Source organism: Paenibacillus glucanolyticus NBRC 15330, assembly GCF_004000885.1.
GTDB lineage: Bacteria > Bacillota > Bacilli > Paenibacillales > Paenibacillaceae > Paenibacillus_AQ > Paenibacillus_AQ glucanolyticus.
In genome coordinates this window covers 85,255-110,744 of record NZ_BIMC01000006.1, presented here as the reverse complement: position 1 = coordinate 110,744, position 25,490 = coordinate 85,255, and the positions used below count along the sequence as shown (strand labels likewise).

The window sequence follows — 25,490 nt, the reverse complement described above, 5'->3', positions numbered from 1 at the left end:
TCAGCGCAAGGGTGATGTGCGCTGTTTCGTATCGGATAAACCGAACATTGTATCGGAGGTCTTAAACATGTATATACCGCATCAGATGGGGAAGCCGTGGCAGCCGTCTGCAAACCCTCATCCCAAGCAAGCTCACCGTTATTCAAGTCCATACCAGATGCTCTTCCACTGGAACCGCCTGGACTGGAATTTCCCGGATCCTGCGATGAAGCAGCGATTCGAGGAGCATCAGTATTGGAAACACTGCATGCCCGCAGGTGTCAAAGTAGACCGGCAGGGACGCTTCTACGTATCGGTTCCGCGCTGGGCGGAAGGGATTCCCGCTACCTTGAACACCATTGTGATGGTGAACGGCAAGCCGGTGCTGGATGCTTTTCCAAGCTGGGAGTGGAATACGCCGGGGGACGTGCAGATGCTGCAGTCTGTCCTTGGGTATGAAATCGATGAACATAACCGGATGTGGATTCTGGATCAGGGAAAGATCGCTTACGACACTTCACCCGAAGGCTCGCAAAAGCTGGTCATCTGGGATCTCGGCACAAACCGCCTGATCGATTCCATTGTCATCCCGGACGATATCGCTCCGCCCCGTACATCGTTCCTGAACGATATCGTAGTGGATAACCGGAACGGTTATGCCTATATTACCGATTCAGGCTCCGGCTTTCCGGACCACCCGGTGTATGGCGGGATCATCGTCTATCATATGAGAACCAGGAAGTTCCGGCGGGTGCTGGACAGTCATTACAGCACGCAGGACGTGCCCCGTTTCCGGTTTGAGATCGACACCGAGCCGGTCTACCGGAACAAGCCGGTCCGAATCGGTGCGGACGGCATCGCTTTATCTGCTGACAGAAGCACGCTGTTCTACTGCGCGGTTACAGGACGCAATCTGTACGCTATCGATACAGCACTGCTGCGGAATTTCAATATTCCCGATTCGATCATCCGGAATTCCGTTCAGACCCTGGGCAGCAAAGGAACGACGACCGACGGAATGCATGCGGACAATAAAGGCAATGTATTCTACACCATGCTGGAAGGCAAGGGCATCGGTTATTATTCACCCTACACCCGCTCCTTCAACAAGCTGCTGTCCGACGATAGAATGCTGTGGGTAGACGGGGTGGCTTTTGATCAGTTCGGCTCTATCATCTTCAACAATAACCGCCTGCACCGCATGTTCGAGGAGCCGCAAAATATCGACTGGGACGATCCCTACAATCTGATCATCTGGAGAGCCTATATCGGGCCCGATGTGAAGTCGTACTTGTATGGTTAATGGTCCATGAAAAAAAGGGATAGGCAGACCGGGCTCTCAAGCCTTTTGCCTATCCCTTTATGTATTAGAGCTGCAAAGCCTGGCCGCAGCGGCCGCAGTAACGCGTCCCCACAGGGGACACGGTGCCGCAAGCCGCGCAGGTCAACGGCTGCGCGGAGCCGGATGCCTTGAGGCCCGCCCTGGCAGCGTTCGGGCCGACCGCATGCCGGATTCGGTCCTCCACCTGCTGGGCAGGGTTGACGGCACGGTGCATCTCGCGCTCCTCCTTCGTGCCTTGGCGAATGAGCATGATGAGCAGCCAGATCCCGATACCCCCGACCAGTACCATGCCGGCCATCTTCCATAATCCGGCGGCATAAGGATAATCCCATGCCGCGTGCAGCAGGATGCTGAGCAGCAGCAAGGATATCATCATCAGGATTGGCTTCAACGCACGATTCGTGCGGGCAGATCGCTTCGATGCTCCTCTCAGCCCGTACCACAAACCGGCAGCGGCAATGGCCGTCCAGGTTCCATGTCCGAATGGGGACAGCAGGGCTCTGACCCACAGAACAGCCAGCATCCCCGAAGTTGCATGCTGCTGCAAGTACATGTATCCGTACAGAATGCTCTCTATCGCAGCAAAGCCCATGCCTGCTGCTGCCCCGAATACCACAGCATCCATCAGAAACCGCTGTCTGCGGCCGCGGAGGAACAGGAAACACACCAGCAGCTTCGCAATTTCCTCAATGACGCCGATCATAAGAGCTGCTTGAATATGCTCCGACGTCGTGGTCTCCAGTCCACTGCCAACCGACCATAAGCGTTCCAGCATCCAGGCAATCGGCACGGCAATGATACCCGAGGCCACGAATACCGAGGCCAGCCTGATCGGCTTGAAGCCGAGCAATTGGGAGCTTCTCATATAAGCGACAAAGGACACCGGTCCCACCAATCCGCCGGAGATCATCGCAGCATATATCCACAGAGGCTGCTTCAGCCAGATGGCAAGCACAGTCAATACAACGAAGATACCGCCAAGCGCCAGCAGTACATCCATCCAGCGTTCCTTTTTCGGCGGAGTCAGGTTCATGGCCTCCACCGCAGCCGCTGCTTCCTTCGGAGCATTCGGAGCGACGGTATCCGCTGCCGTGTGGTGCAATTTAGCCAACACCTCATCCGACAGCAGATCGGGCCTGCGAATCCGCAGCACTTCATGGAACTGCCGCCGGACCGGCTCATACTGCTGCAGAACAAAATGAAATTCATCCCGGCCCATCACCATCAGCTCGCCGTTCTCCAGGGCCGTCACCGTTCCCGTATGCGCATCGCCGCTCAGCAGATCCATCTCGCCAAAATAATCCCCGGGCTTATAAATCGCCTTCTTCCGCCGACCGCTGCGCACTTCGAAGCGGCCTTCGGCGATCATGTAGAAACGGTCCGCCAGGGCGCCTTCCGCTACAATGACGTCGCCCTTGTAGACTTTCCGTCTGACCGTAACTTCCGCAAGCCCGCGCAGCTCCGCGTTCGGGATCGCGGCCCAGATCGTCGCTTTGCTCAGCATCGCATGCATCGTGCGAATCCGGGCGGAGAAGGACAAGCTTTCATGGAACATCGGACTAGCCGCGGCCAGACGGCTGAACGCATTCTGCTCCAGCTTTAGCGCCGTCACTTCACCAATGGCCTGGGCACCCGAGGTCCTTTTTTCCTCAAGGAACAGAGAAACCTCCCCGATCAATGCCCCCTCGCCCAAGACATCCAGCGTCACTGTATGGCCGATCAAATTCCGGGACACGATCTGAACCTGTCCGCTCATGATGAAATAACAGGAATTGCCGTAGCTCCCCTCAACAATCAAGTCATCGCCGTCATGAAAATGCTCTTCATGCATCGATTGGACGGCACCTTCCAGCTCATGCAGCGGCACACCGCGAAACAGCGTATGATTACGCAAAAAATCAATTGCCAGCATCGTCATTTACATTCTCTCCATAGACGAAAAGAATCCGCCCGACGGCAGATTCCTCTCTATTCATTATGTAACGACTCTATTATCGCATATTTCCAATGATGCTGCTGCGCGAATCTTCCATTTTTTTAATGAAATTCGACATTACGTCAAAGGCTTCGTTGCGCTTGTTTGTCATCGACTGCAATTGGAGCATGTCCATCTGCTGGGAATTCGAAAGATTGTCGATGGACCCCTTAAGCTTCTCGGTTGCTTGTATAAGCTCTTCTGCCGTGTATTCCTTCTTGGATGCGTCCGCGATTCCTTCCGCTGCAAGCTTGGCGGCGAGATCATCCGGAATCAAATACTGGCCATTTACCGATTCACCGGCCAAGGCACCGTTAATCTCCGCCATCGTATCGTTCTTCTTGGCGATTTCCTCGTTGCGCTTCTGCACGTCTTGAATCTGGTTGTTAAGCTGTGTATCCAGCAATTGAGTCCGCTGCTGCTGTACAGCCATCAATGCGGTCTCAATATCCATACTGGTGATATCGATCTGACCAATCGAGTTATTTGTTGCGCTTCCGCCTACTGCCTGCTTCACCGACTGGTAAGCCTGATCATTCATCATAATGCCTGTGCCTGCAACCACACCGACTAACAAAGAAGCGGCTGTGGTTACTATCATTTTACGGTTCATCGATCTTCAACCCCAATTCTCTGATTCTTTATACCTAATACAAAATCATAGCAGATGAAATATTCATGAACAATACATGATCTCCCATATTTCGGCAATGTATATTCAATTTCAAATAATTTATTTCGCGGCTGTGCACGGCCTATGGCTCATTATAGCGGGTTAACCCTTTCTTGAAATCCCCCTCCGGGGGGATGGACAAGTGGATGCATCCCCTATGTCGCGAAGAGCAACCCTGCCTGAGGCAGAGCAACCCGTTTGGATGGAAAGCGACCTATCGCCTGATCACCACGGCTCATGATGATATACGTGGGAGACAACAGGATCCCAGCCAAGTAAAACAACTTGTACGAGAATCGTCATTCTCACAGGTTCACCTCTGCCATCAAATTTAGTTTCAACTTCAATTCACGCACCCATGCAGGGTGCGACTTAAACAATTCGGTTAACTTCGCCAGCTCTGCATTATTTCAATCCACGCACCCTTATAGGGTGCGACTCCGTTTTTCGGTCAAATCAAACTATAAATAACGAAATTATAGAGAAAAAAACAGATATTAATCCATATAGACATAAATAAAAAATATATATTTTTCATATTAATGTATTATAAGGATATAACATGGTGCGAATCTGCCTGGTATTTTATGTTCGCTTTACATTCGCACTAAACTCGCTACTACCACTAATAAAATCATATCATATCCCTTAATTTGTTATGTCAGAAACCACTTATAATTACTTACTAAATAACGCATGCTTCAAGGATTTCCTTCTCATCCTTTGCTAGTGAATTTGTGATTATTCAACATATAAATAACCTTCTCAACTATTGAGTTCTTTGGAATAGCAATACTATGTATTTCACTAGCTGAAGCCAAACAATCTAACAAGCTGTTTATACCGCTATCATATCGTTGACTACGCAAGTAATAAAGAGATAACTCGCTTAAAAAACGAGTATATTGATCGGCCACCACTTGATAAGTATATGTTCCAATATCGGCTTGCTTCAGTGCGTATGAAGAAATTTGACTTTCGAATTTTTCGAGAACAAAATCAATGTTGAAATTATACTTATTAGCAGCTTGAACAATTTTGATTAGTGCTGGAAGGATCTCAGCTTCTCTCGATTCAACATATGCTACATATTGAGGCAGAACCTCAACCTTCCCCATCATCAGCTGGTATAAGTATGTATTGGCCACTGCCCACATTTTATATTGATTTATAATTAGATGACTTTCTTCCGAATCCTCTTGAACCCAGCTCAGTTCAGAGTATAGTGATACATATCGTAGAGCCTGCTCATAATCTCCTCGTTCATCACAAACACCCGATAGCAATAAATAGGAGTATATAATGTACAAAAATAACGGGCGTTTAGGTTCCTTCTCGAGATCATACCTTTTAGCCTGTTCGTATTTGTAAGTGTACTGAATAGTTGCCTTACGGCCCATCTCTTCTGCTAGTTCCTCAACCTTTTCCCATTGTCGAAGGGAACTATAGATATTTACTAAGTCTTTCAACGCATCCAATTGATCTATTTCATCTAACCGCTCGACGAATCCCTCAAATTTGGTGGCTGCCCGAAGATTCTTTTCCTGATCATGCCCTATGGATATTGTAAATAATCGGTAGTGACATAGTGCTAATCGCTCTGAATGTTGATATTTTTCGCTTTCGGCTACAGATTCGTATATGATTGCTGCTGCTGAACGCTTTTCTTGGTTTAATAAAACTTCAGCTGTATCAAAGAGTAACGGTACATAGGCTAGGTTATCTGTCATGTATCGTACAACCTTCCGAATTAACTCCAGCTTATCCAGTTCGGCACAGCGGTTTAAAAATGGCTTCATCCTTCTCCAATTGAGTGGATAACTGAAACATTCCTCCAGATATAACTCATAAAAGCTGCCCTCAGGCAATCCCATAGCTGCAACAATACGATCCAACTGCTGCATGGCAATGGGTCGAACCCCCTTAATGATAGTACTTAATGTTCCTGAGTTAATTTTGGATAGCTCTCCAAATTGATTTATCGTTAATCCCGTCTTCTTGAGGTAAGTCTCCAGTTCTGACCGTATCGTGGTTGTATGTATCATTTCAAACAACCTCCAATAAGAATATTCTCGCTTTGGAACATCCATAATTTGGTTAATATATATAATAATAGCGAATGACCCACCAAAATTATACATATTTACAACCTATCAAAAAATCCTCTCAAGCACCATATCTTTTAAGGACAATTTTCAGTATAAAATAAATCTTTTAGTGACTCCAATAATAACTGCCTTTCGTCTACACTTCTTGTATAAGAGGAGTCGATACATATTATGGATAAATCGGTTGCAATAACATTGGGCATTGCGATACGAGAAATACGAAAAAACCAAAACTTAACTCAAGAGGAGCTTGCCGAAAAAATCGGGTCCTCATTTAGCTATATAGGCAGGCTGGAAAGAGGAGAAGGCAATTTCACTGTTCAAACCCTCGAAAAAATTACAACAGCGCTAAATATCGACTTCTTTGACTTTATGTCACTAGGTAAAAAAGATAATGACATCATCCTTGAAATTAACTCGCTGCTATTGCAGCAGGATGAGGAAAACCAATTTAAAGGATTGAACATCCTTAAGGAGTTATATCGGAATTAGATAACATACATAAAAAAGAGATTTCTCAATTCATGAGTATCTCTTTTTTTCTTATAACACCAGTCAGGATCAAAAGGGAGCGACTATAACCTTTCCATATCCACCCAACAGTAAACCTAACACCTTATCCTAACGATCTTGCCTATTCGTCTTTTTTTGCCGAGTATCCTTTTATTTCGTTTATAGCATTCAAAGCATCTGCTCTAACCCCAGCGTTTTCATGATTCGCGTACTTAACTAGAAACGGTAAATATTTTTTCCTGAAAGTGAAACTTAAAGTCGTTAACGCGTAGTGAAGACATGATTCCGGCAAATCATCAAGTTGATTCGCTAAGATATCAAAATTAATGTTATCTATTTTCTTATAAGTTGCTGCTGTAAGTATTGTATTAAATGCTTCCTCTTTGATCTCATTATTCTGTTCTTTGATGCCAAAATCCAGCAACCATTCAATTAAGCCTTCAATATTATCAATTGAATGGTTGTAGGACTCAAAAATATCATGAAGATGACTTAGAATTTCTATCTTTTCTTCATGATCAGAGCCTGAGAGTGTCTCTTTCAGATCTTCTATATTCAAATTTCTCTCCTCACTTTATTATGGAGTAAATGGAATATGCGTATCATTAGCAATTGACTCATCATAATGAGGACTGTGTTTGCTAAGAACTTAAGAGGGGAGTTGCGCTCTTAAGGAGTTGGGGACTATCTAAAAATAAGTTCTACGGCACTTTCTAGATCAACTGCTTCCGGACCAATCTCCACTAGGCAAGTATCATCGTCAGATGCAGGCTCAAAACCGATTCTGATTTTTGGAATATCGAATTTATCTCTCAGAACCACAAGAGATTCTAATATTTTTTTGGCTTTCAGCCTTACATCCGAACTATTGCCATCGAATAGCTCATTCTCCGAAAAATTAAATGTAATATCTCCAAATTCTTCATCAAAGGAAAATATAATCATCACATCTTTTAAGCCACATCCTATTTCCATTTGGTTCAGAAACACGTTCCCCGTTCCAATCGGTGAAAGCCCATCCATGAGACTTTTGATTTGATGGAATTCAAAATCTGCTCCACTGATGTTGTCAAAGAAATGGGAAGACTTAACTTCTGTTGAGTTAATTTTTAGTTCATCAGATACTAACCTATCTAACTCATTTTTTCGGATGCCCTCTAGTATTATTTCAAGGTTCTCCAAACTATCCACTCCTCTCGTGATATAGTCATTTCTTCCTATTATTAAGTCTATTAGATTCTGCTTGGAAGTTATAAGGCTATAATCTTACAGTCAATGCACAGTCCCCAAAAACGAAACGAAAAACTTGCCGTTCGTTTTCTCCATTTCTCCGTTCGTTGTTGGAGATAGACCGCAAGCAAATGCCAACTCCACGTTCCGGCCAAACATCACCTTCTTGGAACTTAAAAACCCGCAGCCCGAGCAATTAAATCCACAACCGTCCGAGGTACTTTCCCATTTCTTCTCAAAGTCTGTCATGGCTCTTGTCTTTGCGAAAGACTCCGTGATCCAAGGGGAAAATGCCAGCATCGCTACTAACAAAATAACGGATAAAGACAGAGATATTTTCTTTTTCATAATAGGTTGTTCTCCTCTTCATAAAAACACTGCTTGCAACCGCTCTATGATTTAGTGAAATTATTTGATGCTAGATGGGATGCATTGCTTTCTTCTTTCGTAATTTTACAAGTTAACTGTCAGCGAGATTATCCATAAAATTTTCCCCTCCAACATCCTCAACCCCTCTAATTTTACCGAGAAAAAATCCAACGTCCGCAATAAGCCATCGATGCCACAAAAAAACCAGCCCAACACACGAATAGGTGTTGAACTGGCTCTTAACGTACAGCATGCTACGCAGGTTCCGACCTGCTCACGCCGTCCGTGATCACGGCAATCGCTCCATCTCCTGTTACGTTACAGGCTGTGCCGAAGCTGTCTTGCGCAATATAAAGGGCAATCATGAGCGAGGTCAGCGTTGTATCGAAACCCAGCATCGACTCGAGCAAACCCAAAGCTGCCATAACAGCACCTCCAGGAACGCCGGGAGCGGCGACCATCGTAATTCCGAGCATCAGGATGAACGGGAACATCGTCCCGATGGAAGCTGGCATACCCGTGAGCAGCATAACCGCCATGGAGCAGCTTACCAGCGTAATCGTACTGCCGGAGAGGTGAATGGTTGCACACAATGGGATAACAAAATCAGCCACCTTCCCACGGACCCCGTTCAGCTTGGTTTGACGCAGCGTAACCGGAATGGCCGCAGCCGAGGATTGAGTACCTATAGCCGTAAAATAGGCCGGCACCATGTTCTTCAGCAGGGTAAACGGATTCTTGCGCGCGACTTGACCTGCAACGAAATATTGTATGACCAGGAAAAGCACGTGCAGCGCAATGATCATAATGAATACTTTTGCGAATACCGACAGGATCATAGTCACTTGCCCGCCATAGGTCAAATTGGCAAACACGCAGAGGATATGATACGGCAGCAGCGGAATGATGACCGAGGCGATCAGCTTCTCAACAATCTCCCGGAAATCCACCATCACCTTCTGCAAAGCTTGTCCCTTGATAACAGCCGCTCCCAGCCCAAGCGTGAAGGCCAGCAGCAGAGCCGTCATGACGCCGAATACGGGAGGCATCTCCACCTTGAAAAAAGGTTCCAGCAGCGCCTCTTCCGGATTGGTATAGGAATTGATCAGGCCGCCAACCTCCAGCACATGCGGATACAATAATGTCGCTGCTACAAACGCTAACAGACCGGCTAGAACCGTGGAGATATACGCAAGCCCGGTAGTGACACCTAACAGACGACCTGCTCCTTTTCCGAGCTCTCCGATTCCGGGAGCAATGAATCCGATAATAATTAATGGAATAGCAAAACCAAGGAAGTTCCCGAACAACCCGCTAAACGTAGCCAGGGATGCAACCAGCCATTCCGGCGATAATGAGCCGATCACAATACCTAGGATAATGGCAATCAGGATTTTCGGCAGTAAGCCGAGTTTTTTCTTCTTCATGTCACGATCACCTACAGATGTTTTTTCGTTTATTGTCCACTCCGAACGGACGATATTCCGTCGGAGACGGAATAAACAAACTTTATCATATTTTGGATATCATTGTCATTAGTCAAAATATGACATCTGCATCTTTCGGTGGATTGTGCCGACCCACACTACGCTTTAATAATGGAATGCCTCGTCTCCGATTCAATTCTAGATAACGTCAGCCTTGGCTCTGATGCTGGCAGCTGCATCCCGAACAGACCCTGCAGCAGTCACGGCGGATATCACGGCAACACCATCGGCTCCCGCTCCAACCACTTCTTCCGCCTTCTCTGCCGTTATCCCGCCGATCCCAACGATCGGCATATCGATTCCGGCTGCGCGCATGGCCCGCAGAAGTCCCGGGCCCTGCACCGGTTTGGCATCCTCCTTCGAGACGGTCGGATAGATCGGACCGACACCGATATAATCGGCGCCGTGGAGGATCGCCCGGCGAGCTTCTTCTATTGTATGCGCGGAGACGCCAAGAATCCGCTTACCGATCCGCTCACGGACGGAAGCCGCGGATTCGTCGTCCTGGCCGATGTGCACGCCGTCGGCGTTCAGCTTGAGAGCCAGCCCCACATCGTCATTGACGATGAACGGAACACCGGCCTGGCGGCACAGATTCCGGATTCGGCGTGCCAGCTGAATCCTTGGCTCGCCGGTAAGCGCAGCTCGCCCTTTTTCCCGGAACTGGACCATGGTCGCACCGCCGACTATGGCTTCCTGCACAACCCATTCCGGTTCAGCGATGCAGTTCACACTGCCGAGTACGAGGTACATTCGCAGATGCTGTCTCATCATCTCGGGTGCGATCCTCCCCGTCATCGGAGCACCCCCAGACGACGTTGATACGCCCAATGATTTGTCGGCCCATGTCCTTGCCCCAAGTTCAAGCCGTCTTCAATGGCCGCCTGAATGAATGAGCGCCCGCTTCGAATGGCATCGAATGCGCTCATGCCCTGAGCCAAGCCTGCAGCGATTGCTGCTGAGAAGGTGCAGCCGGTCCCGTGTGTATGAACGGTATTCACCCGCTTCCCGCTGAGTTCCGTGAAGGCAGCACCATCATATATAAGATCGATGACTTGAGGATCTCTATCATTTCCTACAGCTTTGAAAATGGGGGAGTTCATGTGACTATACTTCTCCGGGTGCATGGCTGTTCTTGTTTGATCATCGGGATGATTCACAACATCCAGATGCACTTCCATGTGCTTTTCCGTGTTCTCTTTCAAAATATCTTCCATGTGATCGTTTATGTGATCGTTTATGTGATTGTTTTTGTGATTGTTTTTGTGATTGTTTGTGTGATCCTCCTGGTGTTTGTCCATGTGTTTTTCCATCTGCTCTTCTGTGTGTTCTGCCAAAATCTCTTTCATGTATTTGTCCGAATGTTCTTCCGAATGTTCTTCCGAATGTTCTTCCGAATGTTTTTCCAAATTCTCTTCCCGATCCGCCCCTGCGCTGATGCCATATATCCGGGCTTCTTCGTGATCCCTATCTTCTCGGTCAGGTCCTCCCTCATCATGGCCGCCCTTAATAACAACGATCTTCGGACCGAGCGCATGAATACGCCTTGCAGCCTCTCGCCGGTCCTCCATCGTCCGAATGCGCATCCCTGCCAATACTTCCGCCTCCGGGATGTTAGGGGTAACCACCAACGCCAGTGGCAGGAGGTGCTCTTTCATTGCAAGCACCGCTTCGTTCTGCAGCAGCTCGGCGCCTCCCTTGGCAATCATCACCGGATCGACAACAACCTTCTCCCAGCCAAATTTATGGATCTGATCAGCAACAAGACGGATGATCTCAGCGTTAAACAGCATCCCGGTCTTCAATGCGTCTACCCCAAGGTCCGAGCCTACCGCTTCGATCTGCTCCGCCGCAGCTTCCGGGGGCAGCGGATAGACGCCGTGAACCCCCAAAGTATTCTGTACGGTAATGGCGGTTATAGCCGACATGCCGTACACGCCGAGCTCCTGGAAGGTTTTTAGGTCCGCCTGGATTCCGGCACCGCCTCCGCTGTCCGATCCGGCAATGGTCAACACCCGAGGTACGCGAACCTCTGTCATCGCGCACCACCTGCAGCAGCAGCTTCACGGATGGCCGCGTAACCCTGCAGCGAACCTGGATGAAGCTTGGACAGCTCATCCAGAAAAGCGTTCTGGAAGCTCCCCGGCCCAAGATCAGCCGTACGCTCCGCTGCCCGGGAGGCGGCTGCGCCATAGAAGGCCAGGCCCGCTGTGCCTGCAAGCAGCATGTTGGATTCAACTGCGGCAAAAGCACCCAGGACCGAGGTCAGCAGGCAACCTGCTCCGGTGACCTTTGTGAGCAGCGCATGGCCGCCGGTAATGATGCGAACATCAGTCCCGTCGGTGATCACGTCTTCTTTACCTGTGATCACCACCATGGTGTCCAGCTCCCGCGCAGCCCGAACCGCAAGCTCGGCATTGCCGAGGTCCCCGCTGCTTCCTGCGTCAACACCCTTGATCTCGCGGGCCTCCCCAACAAGGTGAGCCACTTCAGCCGCATTCCCGCGCACCAGCGAAACCTTCACTTCGCGCAGGATCCGCTGCGCCGACTCCGTCCGAAAGCGGGTCGCGCCCGCACCGACCGGGTCCAATAGAATCGGTACGCCATGGGCATTCGCCGATTGCCCGGCGGTAATCATCGCGTCTACCAGCTCGCGGTTCAGCGTGCCGATGTTTAGCACCACGGCACCCGCGATGGCAGCCATATCCGCCACTTCCTCCGGCGCATATGCCATTACCGGCGACGCGCCCAGCGCGTACAAGCCGTTAGCCGTAAAATTCGTAACCACCACGTTTGTCATATTGTGAACGAGGGGGCCTGTCTGCTGTACCTTGCTCAAAAGCGCCGAAACCTCTTTTTCCCATATCATCATATGAATTCAGCCTCTCTTATCTATGCTAGATCGTTACAGACACTACTCTTTACAGCACCGCAGCCTGCATCTGCACCGGCCACTCCTCCTGCTTGTAAGCCATGTCCCAGAACATGTACTCCAACTGGCAGCTCAGCATAAAATGCTCCGTCATCCGCTCCCGCTCCGCCGCTGTGGCGCTTTCCGCCCACAGGTCGACACCGTTACAAAACTTCGCCGTCGCCTCTTCCCCGCGGTTGCCGTAAAAATAAATCCAGTCATAGAACGGGTGAGATTCACCCGGCTTCACTTCATCCAGCAGCTTGCGGCCAATCTCCAGATACGTCCAGGGACATGGCAGCAGCACTGCCATAATCTCGCCAAGACTGCCCTCATGCGCCACCGTCAACATGTGACGGATATAATGATGCGCGGACGGCGCAAGCGGATACCCCTGAAGCTCCTCGTAGGTCACCCCTGCGGCAGCGCAAAAGTTCTGATGCGGATGAATCTCGCTGTTCAGAATAAAAGAAATCTGTTCATTAAAAGTCGCAATCTCATTCCTGCTGGTAGATTTGGATATGGCGATGCCATAAATCCGCATGTAGGCGTTCAAATACTCAAAATCCTGCTTCACATAGTGAATCAGTTGTTCCCTCGATAATGTTCCTGCAGCAATCCCTCTCACAAAGGGATGATAAAAAATCGCTTGAAAAATGCCATCCGACTGCCTGCGAAGCAATTGCGTGAAACTCATACTTATCCCCACCTCTCATGAATTGAAAAGCAGGAAGTCCGGTTACGCACACAGCCTTCAAGGCAACGCTAAAAAGCCGCCCCCGAAAACTGGAGCGGCTTCGTCAACAAGCCCGGGTACGATAGAAAAACGTACCGAGGCCTTATATACGAAGGCTCCACTTTCCTACGCTAGTACGAACTAGATCAGGTTCAAAGGGTCCAAGATACACTCTTGTCTCAGCCGCCAACGGCTCCCCTAGTGGACTTCCTATTCTTTTGTCTATTACTGTACATAGGTTTTTGGATGGTGTCAAACGTTAACCGTTGGTTAACGAAATTCTTATGCACGAACCTGTGCAATATCAGGTGAGCTCGTTGTTGTGTGATTGAGCGAAGGATTTTAGGCTGAGATAAGGTGTACTAGGGCCAACGGAAGGAACGGCGGAGTCAACGTTAGGACACCGCACTTACCGGAATAGCCATATTCGCATAAAAACTGATCTCGATACACTGAAACACTGGCGCTTCAAAGGCATATCCCCATAATGAGTACATCCGAGCAATTCAAATAAATACATGATTTGAAGAGGAGCCTATTGATGACGAACCAATCGAAAGCTGTTAAACCCATTCCGGATGGCTGCACCTTCGTAACGCAGTCTCAAGAAATTCAGCTGTGCTGAAATGGTGGTAGTCGTGATGGTTATGGGTGTGGGTGTGGGCACATTCAACTCACCTGGATCTACGATAATACTCCGGGGGTTTGTGATGGTTATGATGGTTATGGGCACAATCAACTCACCTGGATCTACGATAATACCGGGGGTTTGTGATGGTTATGATGGTTATGATTGTTGTGGGCATGCTGCTCTTGGGGCTAACGGACAGAGGATACGTTATTTTGCTAAAAAAGTGTTACTTTTGAGATTAACGGACATGAGATGCGTTATTTGTGATATGAGTCGGTAAATTAGCTGTTTTATGAGGAAATAAGGAATCCTGAGTCCGTTAGATTCAAAAAAGGGACTAAATGAGGCAAATAGCGGATCTGATGTCCTTTAATATGTCGAAGACATCGCCAAGAGCCAAGGTTACTCGTGAAATAGTGGTATTGGCGCAGCAGAGCTCACGCCCATTCCGGATGGCTTGACGTCCGTAACGCCGTGCATCATCTGAAGTCTGCTGCGCTGTAATGATGGTAGTGTGATGGTGTTATTCATGGTTATGGTTATGATTGTTGTGATTGTTGTGGGCATACTGCTCTTGCGCTAACGGACAGAGGATACGTTATTTTGCTAGAAAAGTGTTACTTTTGAGACTAACGGACATGAGATACGCTATTTGTGATATGAGTCGGTAAATTCGCTGTTTTATGAGGTAATAAGGAATCCTGAGTCCGTTAGATTCAAAAAAGGGACTAAATGAGGCAAATAGCGGATCTGATGTCCTTTAATATGTCGAGGACAGCGGCACGAACCAGGGTTACTCGTGAAATAGTGGTATTGGCGACCAGGCTAGTATATTAGGTTATCTGATTATGTTCATTGCGCTTCCCCGCGTAGTCAGCTTCGCTCTTATTCTACTGTGAAGATTCGTTTCACTCCAATAGACGAGTGTTATACAATGGCAACTAAAGGGGGAATGTCGCTCATGTGGCGTAAGTACAGGTTTACCCAATCGGTCTGGGCAGGCATTGCCGCCGGTATCATCCTTGGACTGATCTTGAATATGGTAGAGCATTTCACCTCATACAAAGTCTACACGCTGCTCCTGAACGTTGATTACGTGCCTGTCCTGAAGGAACTGCAGCTATCCGAACTCACCGAGTTTATGCTGCACCTTCTAATCTCCGTCCTGCTGAGCATGGCTCTAACCCTCTTCCTGCAGCAAAAAGCATGGTCTCGTAAACGCAGCATGTCTTTGGTTATCCTGGTCTGTCTTGCCGTTGGACTTCTTCTGTTCCCCACCACGGCGTTGTCCGTTCGCACACCGGCGTTGTCCGACCTCACCGCCCTGGCGTTCTGGCTGACCGGGCATCTGGCGTATGGCCTTGCCCTAGGCTGGATGCTGACAGGGGCACGCAGGGGGTAAGGTTGTGCTGCTCACTCGAATCCACCATAGGTGATCAGATTGTAATATCCAGTGCCTTCATGTGATCAGCTTGGCTTATTCAACGCAAAGTGGCCGCTCCCATTGGAGCGACCACAGCTATATACCGGAATGCGAGGAATCCGCATTCAATTCGATTTCATTTTAAGCGAATTCTAGCGTCCCAGGGACATGTCCTTGTCTTCCCCATTGGATTCTTCATCGTCGACGTTCGCGTCGTCACCGGATGCCGCTACTCCATCCATAAAGTCTTGAATCTGACCGCTGTTGCGCGTCAACGTGGCGACGGAAACCTCGTGCTTCTTCGCAATATCAGCCTTCGTCGTTGAAATGTTCAGCGATGAGGTTACTATATATTCTAACGCACTTGCATATCCGCCCTGTTTGCGGTACTTCGGATTGGCTTCTCTGGAGAAGCTGTTCCAGACCATCAAGAGACTGAACACTTGAAACAGCTGCTGCTCATCCTGCAATTCGTAATCCTTGCAAATCTGAGGAAACACGGACTCTGCAAGCTCGCGATGCTCATCGTCGTTCCAGTCCATCCACCCCAGCTTGTCGTTAATCATCTGCTGCAATTGATCGACCTGTAGCTTAGGCTCTGCTGCTTTCGCACCAGGGAACTGGATGACTTTACCGTAAACCGTGCGTTCATCTCTTTCAAGACAACATCTTTTGTACTTTTTGCCGCTTCCGCAGTGACATAGATCGTTTCTTCCTAGCTTTTTCATTTCCTAGCTCCTATTTGAATGATTTCTTCTATTATACATGGAAAATATAAAAATGCGCATCTCAAGCCTGTCGAACTTAAGGCATGCCGGCCTTACTCGTCATCACACTCTCTTATAGGGGGGCTTCCGATAAGGAGGTACTCAGGCAAGTTAGATAGCAAAAAAAGCGCGAGTTTTCCACTATGAAAGCCGCGCTCTTTCATATTATTCTATAATATCGTCATAGCGCAAGTAGGATGTAACAAATTTGTTAGAACCTATAATAGACTTGTACCATTTTTGGTAAAGTTTCCATAGATCCGCATCATATGGCACATTTGGCCCAGCCCAATGGTCACAGACAGCGATCCCAATATCCCCTGACGCCGAGTCGTCACTTGGGCAGCCTAGCTCGATTCCTTTCTCTATGAAGTTGTCCCCAAGCGATAAACAGCTCCTTGACTCTTGTTGTTTTTGCCGGCTCGAGCGCCTCTTTTCGGAGCTGCAAGTCCCTTTATGGGACTTGCGCGAGCCGCGAGCGCGCCTTTGGAGCCTGCAAGACCCCCTAAGGGACTTGCACTGGCCGCGCCTTACCTCAGCGGATATACCAGCTGGATATCCTTTACCGGGGCCAGCCCTTCATACAGCGCATGATTATGGTCTGCGCCTACAATACATAATAGCCGTTTTCCCGCATGCTGCCCAATAGCATTCTTGATTCGCTGATTCATGATCAGATGCCGGCATACCCACCTGAGTAGATGGGCCTGCGGATTGATTCGCTCCAGCCATTCATACTTCTCCTTCGTAACCCGATCGTACGCTGCTGAATTTAGAGGAATCGAACCCGATGCCCAAGTCGACAGCTGCCGCTCAAACCACTCATCCAGCTCGGCATTTAACTGCTGCTTTTGCAGCTCGCCGTAACTGTGAAAAGGGTCAAAATCGTTCCACACATCAAGTTCTACCCAATCGATCGGCACGAACTCATATTTCTTCTCTTCGCATAACGGAAAGATCAAATCCCAATACTCGCTGGCTGGCTCACCCCAGTATCCACGATGGGAGCTGTCCTGCTGGTACTGCTCCCAACTGCTCGGAAGGACCTCTCCACAAATAACATCCGGTTCGAACTCAAGAATGAGCTCCTTGATGACATCCAGGGTCAAATTGTACTTCTGTCTCAGCCCCTCGTCATGGGTCACTCCCAATATGCCAACCGTGGTCACGATAAATCCTTCCACCTTGCCCACATTTCTTGCGGATTCAGCACATACACCCCGTCATTCCTGAACATGAAATGGTGCATGATGAACTCTCGGCGAAGGGTCGCAAAATCCTCATGATAGCCCTTAATGAACTCATTGATCTCCTTCTCGCTGTACTTTCGTTCCTTTTCAAGCTGAGATACCATATGCGTGAGCACGATGAGTTTCTTCTTCAACTGGGCAGGAATACTCTTCAATTTCCCAGCGGAAGTGAAAAAGCTCTTCATAACGGAATCCTTCATCCGTTGATCCTCATCCAACACGCGCTCCGAGCCGCCAGTTGAACGTACTCTTTGATAGATCAGGTTTTCCGTCGCCGTCGCGGTATTTCTAATAAAATAATCATTCAGCGAAAAAAAGATCGTGTTCTTGTCCCTGCGCTCATTAATGAGACTCGCTTCCCGCAGCTTGGCAGCATGATGGGTGATCGTCGCCGGTGTGACGCCAATCTTCTCAGCCAGAAGCTGTCCGTTCAACTCCCCTTCGGCAAGCAGGATGAGCATCTTGATTCGGGTCGGGTCCGCCAGCGCTTTATGATAACTGACCACTTTGTCCAATTGCATAGCCAATCCTCAGCTCCCTAAATAATTTAACAACCATCTAATTTATCAATCGTTAAATTAGATGTTAAACCATGAGGAATAAAATGTAAACCTATCCATGATAAATAGGCTTCAATAGCAAAACTAAGAAACCCGCCCTTCTATCGAAGGAACGGGTCTCTAATGACTCTGGTTGTTACTCGGCGCTCGGCCTGATTTGCACACTGCGGCTAATCGCTGGGTCCCAGCTTACACAACCGCCGCGTCTACTCTGCTCTGATCGGCATTTTGGCATCTCTTGCATACCTTAAGCGCCGTGCCGTCAGACTTGTTGGCAACGTAGAGCAGCTTAATGCGCGAAGTGCTGCATACCGGGCATGTGCCGCGACCGCGTGATGGCATGTTCCATAGTGCGCGGCCCCGTTTGGTTTTGGCCATGATTCATATCCCCTTTATTTCATAATCTCTCTAATGATCTTGCGAACCCATACACGTATATAGCTCGTCCACAATGCGCTTCACCTTTGTTATATGAAGTCTGATCTTTAGGATTCACGCGCTGCTATACCTGTGCAATTCCATTATAGAGGAAGGCGTGCCGCCAAATATAGGGAATAAATGCTTATGAATTCTTTTTTACATACATGGCTTCGTGCCTGCCGTTAAGGGCTCCATATTCGGTGTATATCCGGAACATCTGATTGTTGGAAGCTAAGCTGGTGCACGTCAGGGTTGGACAGAGCCTCCCACTCTCGGAAACCGATTCGGTTATCGTAATACTTCAACAGGAGCGAGATCAGATTGCCATGTGACACGATGACGGCATTTTGGCTGGGACTCTGCAATATCTCCTCCACTACACGAACCGCACGATTCATCGCCCTGTTGCTGGATTCTCCGCCCTCATAACACAGGTCCATATCATCATAGGTTCTGCGCAGCATCTCGCGCCATGCAGGAACGTTCTTGCCCGATAGAACTCTCTCCATTAGCCTCTCGTCCCGTTTAATCTGTATGCCCATGCGATCCGCCAAAGGCGATATGGTGTCATAGGCTCTGCGATAAGTGCTCGAAACCATATGGTCTATCCCTTTGTCGGACAGAAATTCCGCAAGCGCATGCGATTGCCGGACCCCCTCCCTGGTTAACGGAGCATCCGCAGCTTGTCCCTCCGCTTGGCAATGCCGCACGACGTATATTTTTTTCATGGAATTGGCACCTCCTTAACCCATTAATCCTTGTGAACCCTTGATAAGGCTCATGGCTGCATGACCGGTCAGATTGAGGTCACCATCATCCAACATAAGGCGAACTCTCTACGGTTAAAAAAGGCGGGCAATAAATTCGGTTTATCTCACAATCAGCCCAACCCAAGTTTCCGATAGGAGGAATCATTCGATGCCAAGCTTCATCCGCCTGCTTCCGAACAGCTTTATCCGCGCGATCTTCATACCCGGACGCGGTGAGGCAACCGACAATCAAAATCCAAACGCATTGACGGATACTAGAAAACCGAGTGATAACGAGGGATTCCCCCCCCTTTTTCTCACTCGGTTATTTACTAGTCCACTGCAGAGCTGCCCGGTTGTCCTAAAGCTTGCTCAATATTTGTTCTATGATCTGCTGATCCAAAACGATATTATGACCCGATATACAAGTGTCAAAATCCATTTCTTTATAGTTCAGCAGTGTCCGAATATAAATTTCCTTGTCTACATATAGGCTTGGGATGATCTCATCCATGGAGTCTCCGACGTTATCGCCAACATGGATCACCTTGTCCGCTTCATCCAGTACACTTATGGAATCCACAGTATGTCCTGGCGTATACATGATTCGTATATGGTCCTCAGGGAAATATAATTCGTTATCGAATGTCAGATTGGGAAGGACCAATTCTGCTTCACCCTCAATGAATCTCTTGTTTTTCTGGATCATGTCTTCCCAGCCGGAATCCATCATGTCCCTGCATAGCTTGTGAGATACGATGGTGCAGTCCCGGAACGAACCATTCCCCCATATATGATCCCAATGATGATGTGTATTGATCACAATGATGGGCTTGTGGTCGTGCTTTATGTATTCTTTAACTGGTTCGATGTTCAAAGATCCCAGACCCGTATCAATGATGTAATTATTCCGGTCTCCCATAATAAGCTGGACATTTAAATCCCATCCCGAGGGGATATGGTTGGTAAACAAAACGCTTCTATTCTTTATCTTTTGAATTTTCATCATTCACTCTCGCTATCTGTCATTTTTTCGATCATGAAGCTTACTCGTAATTGTGTTCTTATCAGATTCTATGACGCGTGTTAGTCTAAAGTCAACATGGAATGCGCGTGTTTACTCTAACTTGTTAGTCGCTTCGCTCTTAACTTTTTTCCCGGAATATGGTTTATACCACCCTCCGATATGTTACCATACACCATGGTAGATCCAGGAAGATATTTTGAAGGAGGTACTTATGAGCTATCGCGGATCAGAGTTTTACGATAACGAAAGTAACTTCGAGAAGTACATGTTGCGGAGGCAATGGCAGGAGAACGCCAACGATACGTTAGAGAAGCCCGTCATCTCGCAGCTGCTCGGGGATATCTCCGATCAGCATATTTTGGACCTCGGGTGCGGAGATGCCGGATATGGCGCCGAACTGCTGGATAAGGGCTGTTCCACTTATGTCGGCATCGAGGGTTCCCGCAATATGGTCGAAGCCGCCTCCAGTTCACTTGCAGCTTACAGCAATGGTACCGTAGTACACACGATGATAGAGGATTATACGTACCCGCCAGATGCCTACGATCTGGTGCTGTCCAGACTTGCCATTCATTACCTTCAGGATATTGAGCATGTCTTCCGCTGCATTCATCAGACCTTGAAGCCAAACGGCCGGTTGATCTTCTCCGTCGAGCATCCCGTCATCACCTCCACCCTTCAGCCATCGGGTACAAGAACCAACTGGGTGGTGGACCATTACTTTAACGAGGGCTACCGCGAACAACAATGGCTCGGCGGCACCGTTCATAAATACCATCGTACCGTCGAGGCTTACTTCCGAGCGATGCAGAAAGCCGGCTTTATCGTCGAACAGCTTCGAGAGTCCAAGCCGGTGCGAGAGAATTTTACGAACGACGAAACCTATGAGCGCAGGCTCAGAATTCCGTTGTTCCTGTTTCTTGTGGGAAGAAAGAATGCGTAATACATACCATTTCGAATAAAAAAGCACCCGTCCACTTCAATGAAGGGAACGGGTGCTTCTTGTTCTTCTGTTTAGGATGATTGTGGAATAGCGGGAACGCCTGCATAAACTCATCCGTTAATCGTCAACTCCTCTTACGAGGTTCTGCCTGCCTTGCTGCCTTTATTGAATCCTTCAGACCTGCGTTTACGGGCTTGGCCATCCTTGGGCTTATTCGTTACTTCCGCCTTTAGCTTACGTGCCATCTCTGAATACGGATTACTAACTGCGTCCACCTTGGGTTTACGCGCGGTATCCGTGCTCGAATGGCGCACTGCGTCCGGCTTCGGCTTGCGTGCCGTGTCGGCCTTCGGCTTGCGGGCTGCATCACCCTTGGGCTTAGCAGGTCTGGCCGCCGCCGACTTGGCATTGCCCGGTCTTGCCGAGCCCGATTTCGGGGAACGGTCCACCTTGGCGGATCTTAATGAACTCGACATCGGAAAGTCATGATCTTTAACCTCGGGAATGGGCTTTCCGATGAGTTTTTCAATATCGCGGAGAAAAGGAATCTCGTCCACTTCGCAGAACGAAATCGCCGTCCCACTAAGGCCAGCACGCCCTGTGCGGCCAATCCGGTGAACGTACGTTTCCGGGATATTAGGAAGATTAAAGTTAATGACATGCGACAATTCGTCAATGTCGATGCCTCTGGCGGCGATATCCGTCGCCACCAGCACCCGGGTCTCCCCGCTCTTGAAATTTTTCAATGCCGTCTGGCGGCTGACCTGGGATTTGTTGCCGTGAATGGCTTGTGCCGTAATATTCACCTTGGTCAGATCGCGCACAACTCGGTCAGCGCCGCGCTTCGTACGAGTAAAGACCAATGCGGACACGATGGATGGATCCTTCATCAGCTCATTCAATTGCTTCTGTTTATTCCCGGTTTCCAGCAGATACACCGATTGCTTGATTCGTTCAGCCGTAGAAGATACCGGTGTGATCTCAACTTTTACGGGATTCTGCAGCAATGTTTTTACAAGCTGGGTGATCTCCGCAGGCATCGTGGCCGAGAAGAAGAGCGTTTGCTTTTTGCTCGGCATTTTGGAGATAATACGTTTCACGTCATGGATAAAACCCATATCCAGCATACGGTCAGCCTCATCCAGCACCAGAATCTCCACATGCTGCAGATCGATACGCTTCTGATTCATGAGATCCAGCAGTCGGCCCGGGGTCGCAATCAGGATGTCCGCACCTTGCTGGAGCGCCCGTTCCTGCGTCTTCTGCGAAACGCCGCCAACAATAGCGGTAGAACGCAATTTCGTGAACTGGCTGTAGGCCTTGACGTTATCCGAAATTTGCAGGGCAAGCTCCCGGGTCGGCGACAATACCAATGCACGAATGCGTCGCGCCATGCCCGGTTTAGGGGGTTGTTCGTTCAATAACTGGATCATGGGTACCGAAAAAGCGGCTGTTTTCCCTGTTCCGGTCTGGGCACAGCCCAGCAAGTCTCTGCCGGCCAGCACAGCCGGGATCGCCTGAGCCTGGATCGGCGTTGGCTCCTTGTAATTCTCCTTCGCTAAAGCCTTAAGAATTACAGGGGATATATTTAAATCTTGAAATGTCATGGAATCTCCTTTATGGTGAATAGCTATATTTTTCGCATCACGTAACATGGGGCATCTCTTCTTAGAGTCTCCACAAGCCGTTCCTTTACGTCATAACACATAACGATACCACAGATTGGTACAAAAAAAGAAGCGGAATTTTTCTCCGCTTCTCTGGTTTAAGCTCCAAACCGCTGCCGATACCCGCATTTTCTGCATAATTCCTCAACGGCTTCCCGCCGCGAAAAGCCATCTACGAGATTATTCGCCCGCTCCCCGTCCACGATGTCCGAGAAGGATTTCTGATGAATATTCCCCAGGTTGATGACACCTTCCCCATCCAGACAGCATGGCACAACCGTGCCATCCACAAGAATGGCCGCCTGGCTGCGAAGCGCATGACAGAAGCCTTTTCCTTCATCCTCCGGCGCTGTCAGGCTCGGCCACTGGAACTCGTAATCCTGGTTCAGATAGACGTGATCCGCCACCCTCACGCCCCCGCCGGGTTCAACCCTCTCCTCGATTCGGTAGTCCAGATTAAATTCCTGCTCCAATATTTCGAGCGTCTGGCGATTTCGGCTCTTGTCCAGATTGGTTGCATTGTCCTGCGTCAGGTTCCATAAACGGAATGAAAAGATGACCTTAAACTCCTCTGCGGCACGGACAAAGGATAGAATCTCCCGTAAATATCCCTCGCGGTTCGTTGAACCTTCGTGTCCATCAAAGCTGTGGAGGGAAAAGTTCATCTGTCTCAGCGCTGGCTTGCCCAGCAGCTTATGCCGGTTCTTCGCGATCAACGTGCCGTTGGTCGTGATGTTGACCTTGAATCCTTTTTCATGGCTGATATCCAGCAGTTCGTCGATCTTCGGATGGAGCAGCGGCTCCCCCTTCACGTGCAGATAAATATAACGGGTGTGCGGCTTGATCTCGTCCAATCTTCTCGCAAAATCCTCTACCTTGATGAAGTTGGCCTTGCGCTCCGTAGGCGGGCAGAACGTGCAGGCCAGATTACAAATACTCGTAATTTCTATGTAAACTTTCTTAAACGTCTTCAAGATGTTATCCCCAATCCCGATGTCTATGGTGGCATGGCGATTTGCTAGCTTAGTCGCTTGCCAATCCCTCATATCGTACCATAGGCGGGCCTATACAGCTACAACTACAAATGCTATCTGATGCCATTCTGTCTTCCATTTTCCTTCTTCTTCATTCAAGGCAATATAATACCAAAACTTACGTTCTTCAAGTAGCATTTTATCTTCAAGTGATTTGACGGTTACTATTATCGACCCCTTTTGAGCGCCTTCATAGTTACTTCATCAAGCGGTGTGAATTGTGGTACATCATTTTCTCGTTCAGGAACCTCTGTCCCGGTTTTCTGTTCCGTATTAGTAGGTATCGCTGTTGCATTCTACAACCGCTAAGTAAAATACTAAAAACAATGATAGCAGCGCATATCTTTCTTCATACGGTCCCTCTTATAAAAGAACCGCGCGGGAGCGCGGTTCTTTTAAACATGCAGCTACAAATAATCGAAGGCGGGAATCCCCGGGTCCGCTTAATTTACTCGCGCAGATGGTTGTACTAACGCAGCTTATTTTGAATCGTTGTCGTCATTCTCTGCAGCATCGCCAGCTTTGTTACCCAATGCTGCGCCTGCGATACCACCTGCAATCGTGCCGATTGGACCCAATATGGAACCAACGGCAGCACCTACGACGCCACCGCCTGCAGTTCCTAAGGCTTCTCCAGCGTCAATATCCATGTTGGTCGTGTCGCGGTCAGAATCAACCTTTTGATTACGATCATTTTTATTAGCCATCCATCTCACTCCTTCGACATTGTGATAGGAACAGCTCCATCTTGCCAGACGTTGTTCCAAACCATATCTTGCCCTAACGGATCTGAAAGAATTCTTAAAAGTATAACCTGCTCAGATCTTTGTCCACTCCAAAATAAGTTGCGTATTTTAGACGATGTTTGCGGATTATGGGATTATGTAAACGGTACCAAGACTGCTTCAATGAACATGCAATTACGAAATGAATGCAAGACTGACTTCGCCTTTGGATAACGCTTCAAGAAGCCCCGCAGAGCGCTCTCTCAGCAATCTATCCATTTCCTGATCCAAAGGATTTGCGGTCTCTGCCGATCGCTTCATCCCGCCGGCCTTGCCATGAGCTTCAATTCATAACTGGGCTGCAGCTACATGGTTTCTTAAGATTTCTTCTTCTTCCGAATAGGATGGGAGCTTGCTCCGCCATACATGGACTTGCTGAAGCATAACAGCTGCATTCTTCCCTACGTATAACCGCTCTCCCTCCGCATAGACCTGATCTCCAATCGCCAGCCCCTTTTTCGAAAAGCTGTCGATGTCCGTGATCAGCGTATTCGGAGCATTGTCCACACTGTCAGTGGCAATCGTATATAATTCACCGTTCGGACACTTCAGGTTCACCGTTCGATCAAAGATGGTGTGTACCGTCCCATAAAATTTCAAGCTTCTTATTTGTTGAAGGAATCCCGCATCGCAAGAGATGGCTGCGCTTACAACACAAACGGCTTCAGTACTGGTTTTCTTCCGCAGCTTCCCGTCATATCGCCTCCTTAGCTTACAAATGGACAAGTGCTGTCTTTTGTCAGGCTATCCCTTTGAATGTTTCATTCACCTTGGATCGGCCATGCCTTAGTTGTGGATAAATGACCTTGAGGTGAATGACTTTCCACTGCCAAAAGGATATTTTGTGAATTATATCACAGTTGAAGTTACGAACCGCTCCTGACACCCTTATTGTAATCCAGGGCTACACT

At 48.5% G+C, this 25,490-nt stretch carries 26 protein-coding genes, 1 pseudogene and 1 riboswitch; of the genes and pseudogenes, 4 read left to right on the top strand and 23 right to left on the bottom strand.

Annotation, left to right across the window (positions count from 1 at the left end; genetic code table 11):
* Positions 1-67 precede the first annotated feature (67 nt).
* Complete coding sequence (locus tag PGL02S_RS11910) at positions 68-1,282, top strand: L-dopachrome tautomerase-related protein (RefSeq protein ID WP_036642858.1); 1,215 nt, start codon at positions 68-70, stop codon at positions 1,280-1,282.
* A gap of 64 nt (positions 1,283-1,346) precedes the next feature.
* On the opposite strand, the gene PGL02S_RS11905 is transcribed toward PGL02S_RS11910, so the two are convergent.
* The 3 genes from PGL02S_RS11905 to PGL02S_RS11895 all read right to left on the bottom strand — a co-directional run bounded on the left by PGL02S_RS11905 (position 1,347) and on the right by PGL02S_RS11895 (position 6,110).
* The gene (locus PGL02S_RS11905) at positions 1,347-3,239 is read right to left on the bottom strand and encodes a cyclic nucleotide-binding domain-containing protein (RefSeq protein WP_036642859.1); all 1,893 of its coding nucleotides are present in this window, start codon (positions 3,237-3,239) and stop codon (positions 1,347-1,349) included.
* A gap of 73 nt (positions 3,240-3,312) precedes the next feature.
* Entirely contained in the window at positions 3,313-3,909 is a 597-nt protein-coding gene (locus tag PGL02S_RS11900; protein ID WP_006208436.1) for a hypothetical protein, read from the bottom strand.
* Positions 3,910-4,685: 776 nt separating this feature from the next.
* Positions 4,686-6,110, bottom strand: coding sequence for a helix-turn-helix domain-containing protein (locus PGL02S_RS11895; protein ID WP_244892239.1), 1,425 nt, complete (start codon positions 6,108-6,110; stop codon positions 4,686-4,688).
* A 138-nt stretch (positions 6,111-6,248) separates the two neighbouring features.
* Between PGL02S_RS11895 and PGL02S_RS11890 the strand changes: the two genes are divergently transcribed.
* Positions 6,249-6,569 (top strand): helix-turn-helix domain-containing protein, encoded by a 321-nt coding sequence (locus PGL02S_RS11890; protein WP_036642864.1) that lies wholly within the window; start codon positions 6,249-6,251, stop codon positions 6,567-6,569.
* A gap of 142 nt (positions 6,570-6,711) precedes the next feature.
* On the opposite strand, the gene PGL02S_RS11885 is transcribed toward PGL02S_RS11890, so the two are convergent.
* From PGL02S_RS11885 to tenA, 9 genes and pseudogenes are all read right to left on the bottom strand, one after another.
* Positions 6,712-7,149, bottom strand: coding sequence for a hypothetical protein (locus PGL02S_RS11885; RefSeq protein ID WP_036642866.1), 438 nt, complete (start codon positions 7,147-7,149; stop codon positions 6,712-6,714).
* A gap of 125 nt (positions 7,150-7,274) precedes the next feature.
* Positions 7,275-7,781, bottom strand: coding sequence for a hypothetical protein (locus PGL02S_RS11880; RefSeq protein WP_306085038.1), 507 nt, complete (start codon positions 7,779-7,781; stop codon positions 7,275-7,277).
* Between the two features lie 81 nt (positions 7,782-7,862).
* Positions 7,863-8,168, bottom strand: a complete 306-nt coding sequence (locus PGL02S_RS11875; protein WP_006208431.1) for a hypothetical protein — start codon at positions 8,166-8,168, stop codon at positions 7,863-7,865.
* Between the two features lie 275 nt (positions 8,169-8,443).
* The gene (locus PGL02S_RS11870; protein ID WP_006208429.1) at positions 8,444-9,616 is read right to left on the bottom strand and encodes a dicarboxylate/amino acid:cation symporter; all 1,173 of its coding nucleotides are present in this window, start codon (positions 9,614-9,616) and stop codon (positions 8,444-8,446) included.
* Between the two features lie 198 nt (positions 9,617-9,814).
* Positions 9,815-10,474 carry a thiamine phosphate synthase gene (gene thiE / locus PGL02S_RS11865; protein ID WP_036642871.1) on the bottom strand — a complete coding sequence of 220 codons (660 nt, stop codon included), beginning with the start codon at positions 10,472-10,474 and terminating at the stop codon, positions 9,815-9,817.
* Positions 10,471-10,779, bottom strand: coding sequence for a bifunctional hydroxymethylpyrimidine kinase/phosphomethylpyrimidine kinase (locus PGL02S_RS11860; RefSeq protein ID WP_376167439.1), 309 nt, complete (start codon positions 10,777-10,779; stop codon positions 10,471-10,473). Before PGL02S_RS11860 ends, thiE begins: the two co-directional genes overlap by 4 nt.
* A 387-nt stretch (positions 10,780-11,166) precedes the next feature.
* A pseudogene (gene thiD / locus PGL02S_RS11855) lies at positions 11,167-11,715 on the bottom strand (bifunctional hydroxymethylpyrimidine kinase/phosphomethylpyrimidine kinase); the annotation flags it as partial.
* On the bottom strand, positions 11,712-12,548 hold the full coding sequence (thiM, locus tag PGL02S_RS11850) for a hydroxyethylthiazole kinase (RefSeq protein WP_036642872.1): 837 nt from the start codon (positions 12,546-12,548) through the stop codon (positions 11,712-11,714). The pseudogene thiD and the gene thiM, both read right to left, overlap by 4 nt.
* Before the next feature lie 49 nt (positions 12,549-12,597).
* A complete protein-coding gene (gene tenA / locus PGL02S_RS11845; protein WP_036642874.1) occupies positions 12,598-13,284 on the bottom strand; it encodes a thiaminase II in 687 nt (228 codons plus the stop codon).
* A 145-nt stretch (positions 13,285-13,429) separates the two neighbouring features.
* Positions 13,430-13,533: riboswitch (TPP riboswitch) on the bottom strand.
* 1,382 nt (positions 13,534-14,915) lie between these two features.
* On the opposite strand from tenA, the gene PGL02S_RS11840 reads away from it, so the two are divergent.
* Positions 14,916-15,356, top strand: a complete 441-nt coding sequence (locus PGL02S_RS11840; RefSeq protein ID WP_036640764.1) for a hypothetical protein — start codon at positions 14,916-14,918, stop codon at positions 15,354-15,356.
* Positions 15,357-15,529: 173 nt separating this feature from the next.
* On the opposite strand, the gene PGL02S_RS11835 is transcribed toward PGL02S_RS11840, so the two are convergent.
* The 6 genes from PGL02S_RS11835 to PGL02S_RS11810 all read right to left on the bottom strand — a co-directional run bounded on the left by PGL02S_RS11835 (position 15,530) and on the right by PGL02S_RS11810 (position 20,045).
* Positions 15,530-16,105 carry a YecA family protein gene (locus PGL02S_RS11835; protein ID WP_036640765.1) on the bottom strand — a complete coding sequence of 192 codons (576 nt, stop codon included), beginning with the start codon at positions 16,103-16,105 and terminating at the stop codon, positions 15,530-15,532.
* A 569-nt stretch (positions 16,106-16,674) separates the two neighbouring features.
* On the bottom strand, positions 16,675-17,337 hold the full coding sequence (locus tag PGL02S_RS11830; protein ID WP_244892237.1) for a hypothetical protein: 663 nt from the start codon (positions 17,335-17,337) through the stop codon (positions 16,675-16,677).
* Positions 17,310-17,915 (bottom strand): DUF2087 domain-containing protein, encoded by a 606-nt coding sequence (locus tag PGL02S_RS11825; RefSeq protein ID WP_036640768.1) that lies wholly within the window; start codon positions 17,913-17,915, stop codon positions 17,310-17,312. Before PGL02S_RS11825 ends, PGL02S_RS11830 begins: the two co-directional genes overlap by 28 nt.
* Positions 17,916-18,143: 228 nt before the next feature.
* A complete protein-coding gene (locus tag PGL02S_RS11820; protein WP_009593181.1) occupies positions 18,144-18,332 on the bottom strand; it encodes a hypothetical protein in 189 nt (62 codons plus the stop codon).
* A gap of 224 nt (positions 18,333-18,556) precedes the next feature.
* Positions 18,557-19,102 (bottom strand): histidine phosphatase family protein, encoded by a 546-nt coding sequence (locus tag PGL02S_RS11815; protein WP_036640769.1) that lies wholly within the window; start codon positions 19,100-19,102, stop codon positions 18,557-18,559.
* 382 nt (positions 19,103-19,484) lie between these two features.
* A complete protein-coding gene (locus tag PGL02S_RS11810) occupies positions 19,485-20,045 on the bottom strand; it encodes an MBL fold metallo-hydrolase (RefSeq protein ID WP_228030072.1) in 561 nt (186 codons plus the stop codon).
* A gap of 316 nt (positions 20,046-20,361) precedes the next feature.
* Between PGL02S_RS11810 and PGL02S_RS11805 the strand changes: the two genes are divergently transcribed.
* On the top strand, positions 20,362-21,093 hold the full coding sequence (locus tag PGL02S_RS11805; protein ID WP_036640773.1) for a class I SAM-dependent methyltransferase: 732 nt from the start codon (positions 20,362-20,364) through the stop codon (positions 21,091-21,093).
* Positions 21,094-21,227: 134 nt separating this feature from the next.
* Here PGL02S_RS11805 and PGL02S_RS11800 read toward each other — a convergent pair whose 3' ends face one another.
* The 5 genes from PGL02S_RS11800 to PGL02S_RS11785 all read right to left on the bottom strand — a co-directional run bounded on the left by PGL02S_RS11800 (position 21,228) and on the right by PGL02S_RS11785 (position 25,179).
* Complete coding sequence (locus tag PGL02S_RS11800) at positions 21,228-22,700, bottom strand: DEAD/DEAH box helicase (RefSeq protein ID WP_036640912.1); 1,473 nt, start codon at positions 22,698-22,700, stop codon at positions 21,228-21,230.
* 158 nt (positions 22,701-22,858) lie between these two features.
* The gene (locus tag PGL02S_RS11795) at positions 22,859-23,734 is read right to left on the bottom strand and encodes a radical SAM/SPASM domain-containing protein (RefSeq protein WP_036640775.1); all 876 of its coding nucleotides are present in this window, start codon (positions 23,732-23,734) and stop codon (positions 22,859-22,861) included.
* A 539-nt stretch (positions 23,735-24,273) separates the two neighbouring features.
* Positions 24,274-24,501, bottom strand: coding sequence for a glycine zipper domain-containing protein (locus PGL02S_RS11790; RefSeq protein WP_006208412.1), 228 nt, complete (start codon positions 24,499-24,501; stop codon positions 24,274-24,276).
* Positions 24,502-24,714: 213 nt separating this feature from the next.
* Complete coding sequence (locus PGL02S_RS28770) at positions 24,715-24,840, bottom strand: hypothetical protein (RefSeq protein WP_255308627.1); 126 nt, start codon at positions 24,838-24,840, stop codon at positions 24,715-24,717.
* Between the two features lie 27 nt (positions 24,841-24,867).
* Positions 24,868-25,179 (bottom strand): hypothetical protein, encoded by a 312-nt coding sequence (locus PGL02S_RS11785; RefSeq protein ID WP_051449219.1) that lies wholly within the window; start codon positions 25,177-25,179, stop codon positions 24,868-24,870.
* Between the last annotated feature and the right edge of the window lie 311 nt (positions 25,180-25,490).

Coding starts and splice junctions, on each gene's coding strand:
- PGL02S_RS11910 (WP_036642858.1), top strand. CDS start 68: ATGTATATACCGCATCAGATGGGGAAGCCGTGGCAGCCGTCTGCAAAC.
- PGL02S_RS11905 (WP_036642859.1), bottom strand. CDS start 3,239: ATGACGATGCTGGCAATTGATTTTTTGCGTAATCATACGCTGTTTCGC.
- PGL02S_RS11900 (WP_006208436.1), bottom strand. CDS start 3,909: ATGAACCGTAAAATGATAGTAACCACAGCCGCTTCTTTGTTAGTCGGT.
- PGL02S_RS11895 (WP_244892239.1), bottom strand. CDS start 6,110: ATGTATAATTTTGGTGGGTCATTCGCTATTATTATATATATTAACCAA.
- PGL02S_RS11890 (WP_036642864.1), top strand. CDS start 6,249: ATGGATAAATCGGTTGCAATAACATTGGGCATTGCGATACGAGAAATA.
- PGL02S_RS11875 (WP_006208431.1), bottom strand. CDS start 8,168: ATGAAAAAGAAAATATCTCTGTCTTTATCCGTTATTTTGTTAGTAGCG.
- PGL02S_RS11870 (WP_006208429.1), bottom strand. CDS start 9,616: ATGAAGAAGAAAAAACTCGGCTTACTGCCGAAAATCCTGATTGCCATT.
- thiE (WP_036642871.1), bottom strand. CDS start 10,474: ATGACGGGGAGGATCGCACCCGAGATGATGAGACAGCATCTGCGAATG.
- PGL02S_RS11860 (WP_376167439.1), bottom strand. CDS start 10,779: ATGAACTCCCCCATTTTCAAAGCTGTAGGAAATGATAGAGATCCTCAA.
- thiM (WP_036642872.1), bottom strand. CDS start 12,548: ATGATGATATGGGAAAAAGAGGTTTCGGCGCTTTTGAGCAAGGTACAG.
- tenA (WP_036642874.1), bottom strand. CDS start 13,284: ATGAGTTTCACGCAATTGCTTCGCAGGCAGTCGGATGGCATTTTTCAA.
- PGL02S_RS11840 (WP_036640764.1), top strand. CDS start 14,916: ATGTGGCGTAAGTACAGGTTTACCCAATCGGTCTGGGCAGGCATTGCC.
- PGL02S_RS11835 (WP_036640765.1), bottom strand. CDS start 16,105: ATGAAAAAGCTAGGAAGAAACGATCTATGTCACTGCGGAAGCGGCAAA.
- PGL02S_RS11825 (WP_036640768.1), bottom strand. CDS start 17,915: ATGCAATTGGACAAAGTGGTCAGTTATCATAAAGCGCTGGCGGACCCG.
- PGL02S_RS11820 (WP_009593181.1), bottom strand. CDS start 18,332: ATGGCCAAAACCAAACGGGGCCGCGCACTATGGAACATGCCATCACGC.
- PGL02S_RS11815 (WP_036640769.1), bottom strand. CDS start 19,102: ATGAAAAAAATATACGTCGTGCGGCATTGCCAAGCGGAGGGACAAGCT.
- PGL02S_RS11810 (WP_228030072.1), bottom strand. CDS start 20,045: ATGGGAGACCGGAATAATTACATCATTGATACGGGTCTGGGATCTTTG.
- PGL02S_RS11805 (WP_036640773.1), top strand. CDS start 20,362: ATGAGCTATCGCGGATCAGAGTTTTACGATAACGAAAGTAACTTCGAG.
- PGL02S_RS11800 (WP_036640912.1), bottom strand. CDS start 22,700: ATGACATTTCAAGATTTAAATATATCCCCTGTAATTCTTAAGGCTTTA.
- PGL02S_RS11790 (WP_006208412.1), bottom strand. CDS start 24,501: ATGGCTAATAAAAATGATCGTAATCAAAAGGTTGATTCTGACCGCGAC.
- PGL02S_RS28770 (WP_255308627.1), bottom strand. CDS start 24,840: ATGAAGCGATCGGCAGAGACCGCAAATCCTTTGGATCAGGAAATGGAT.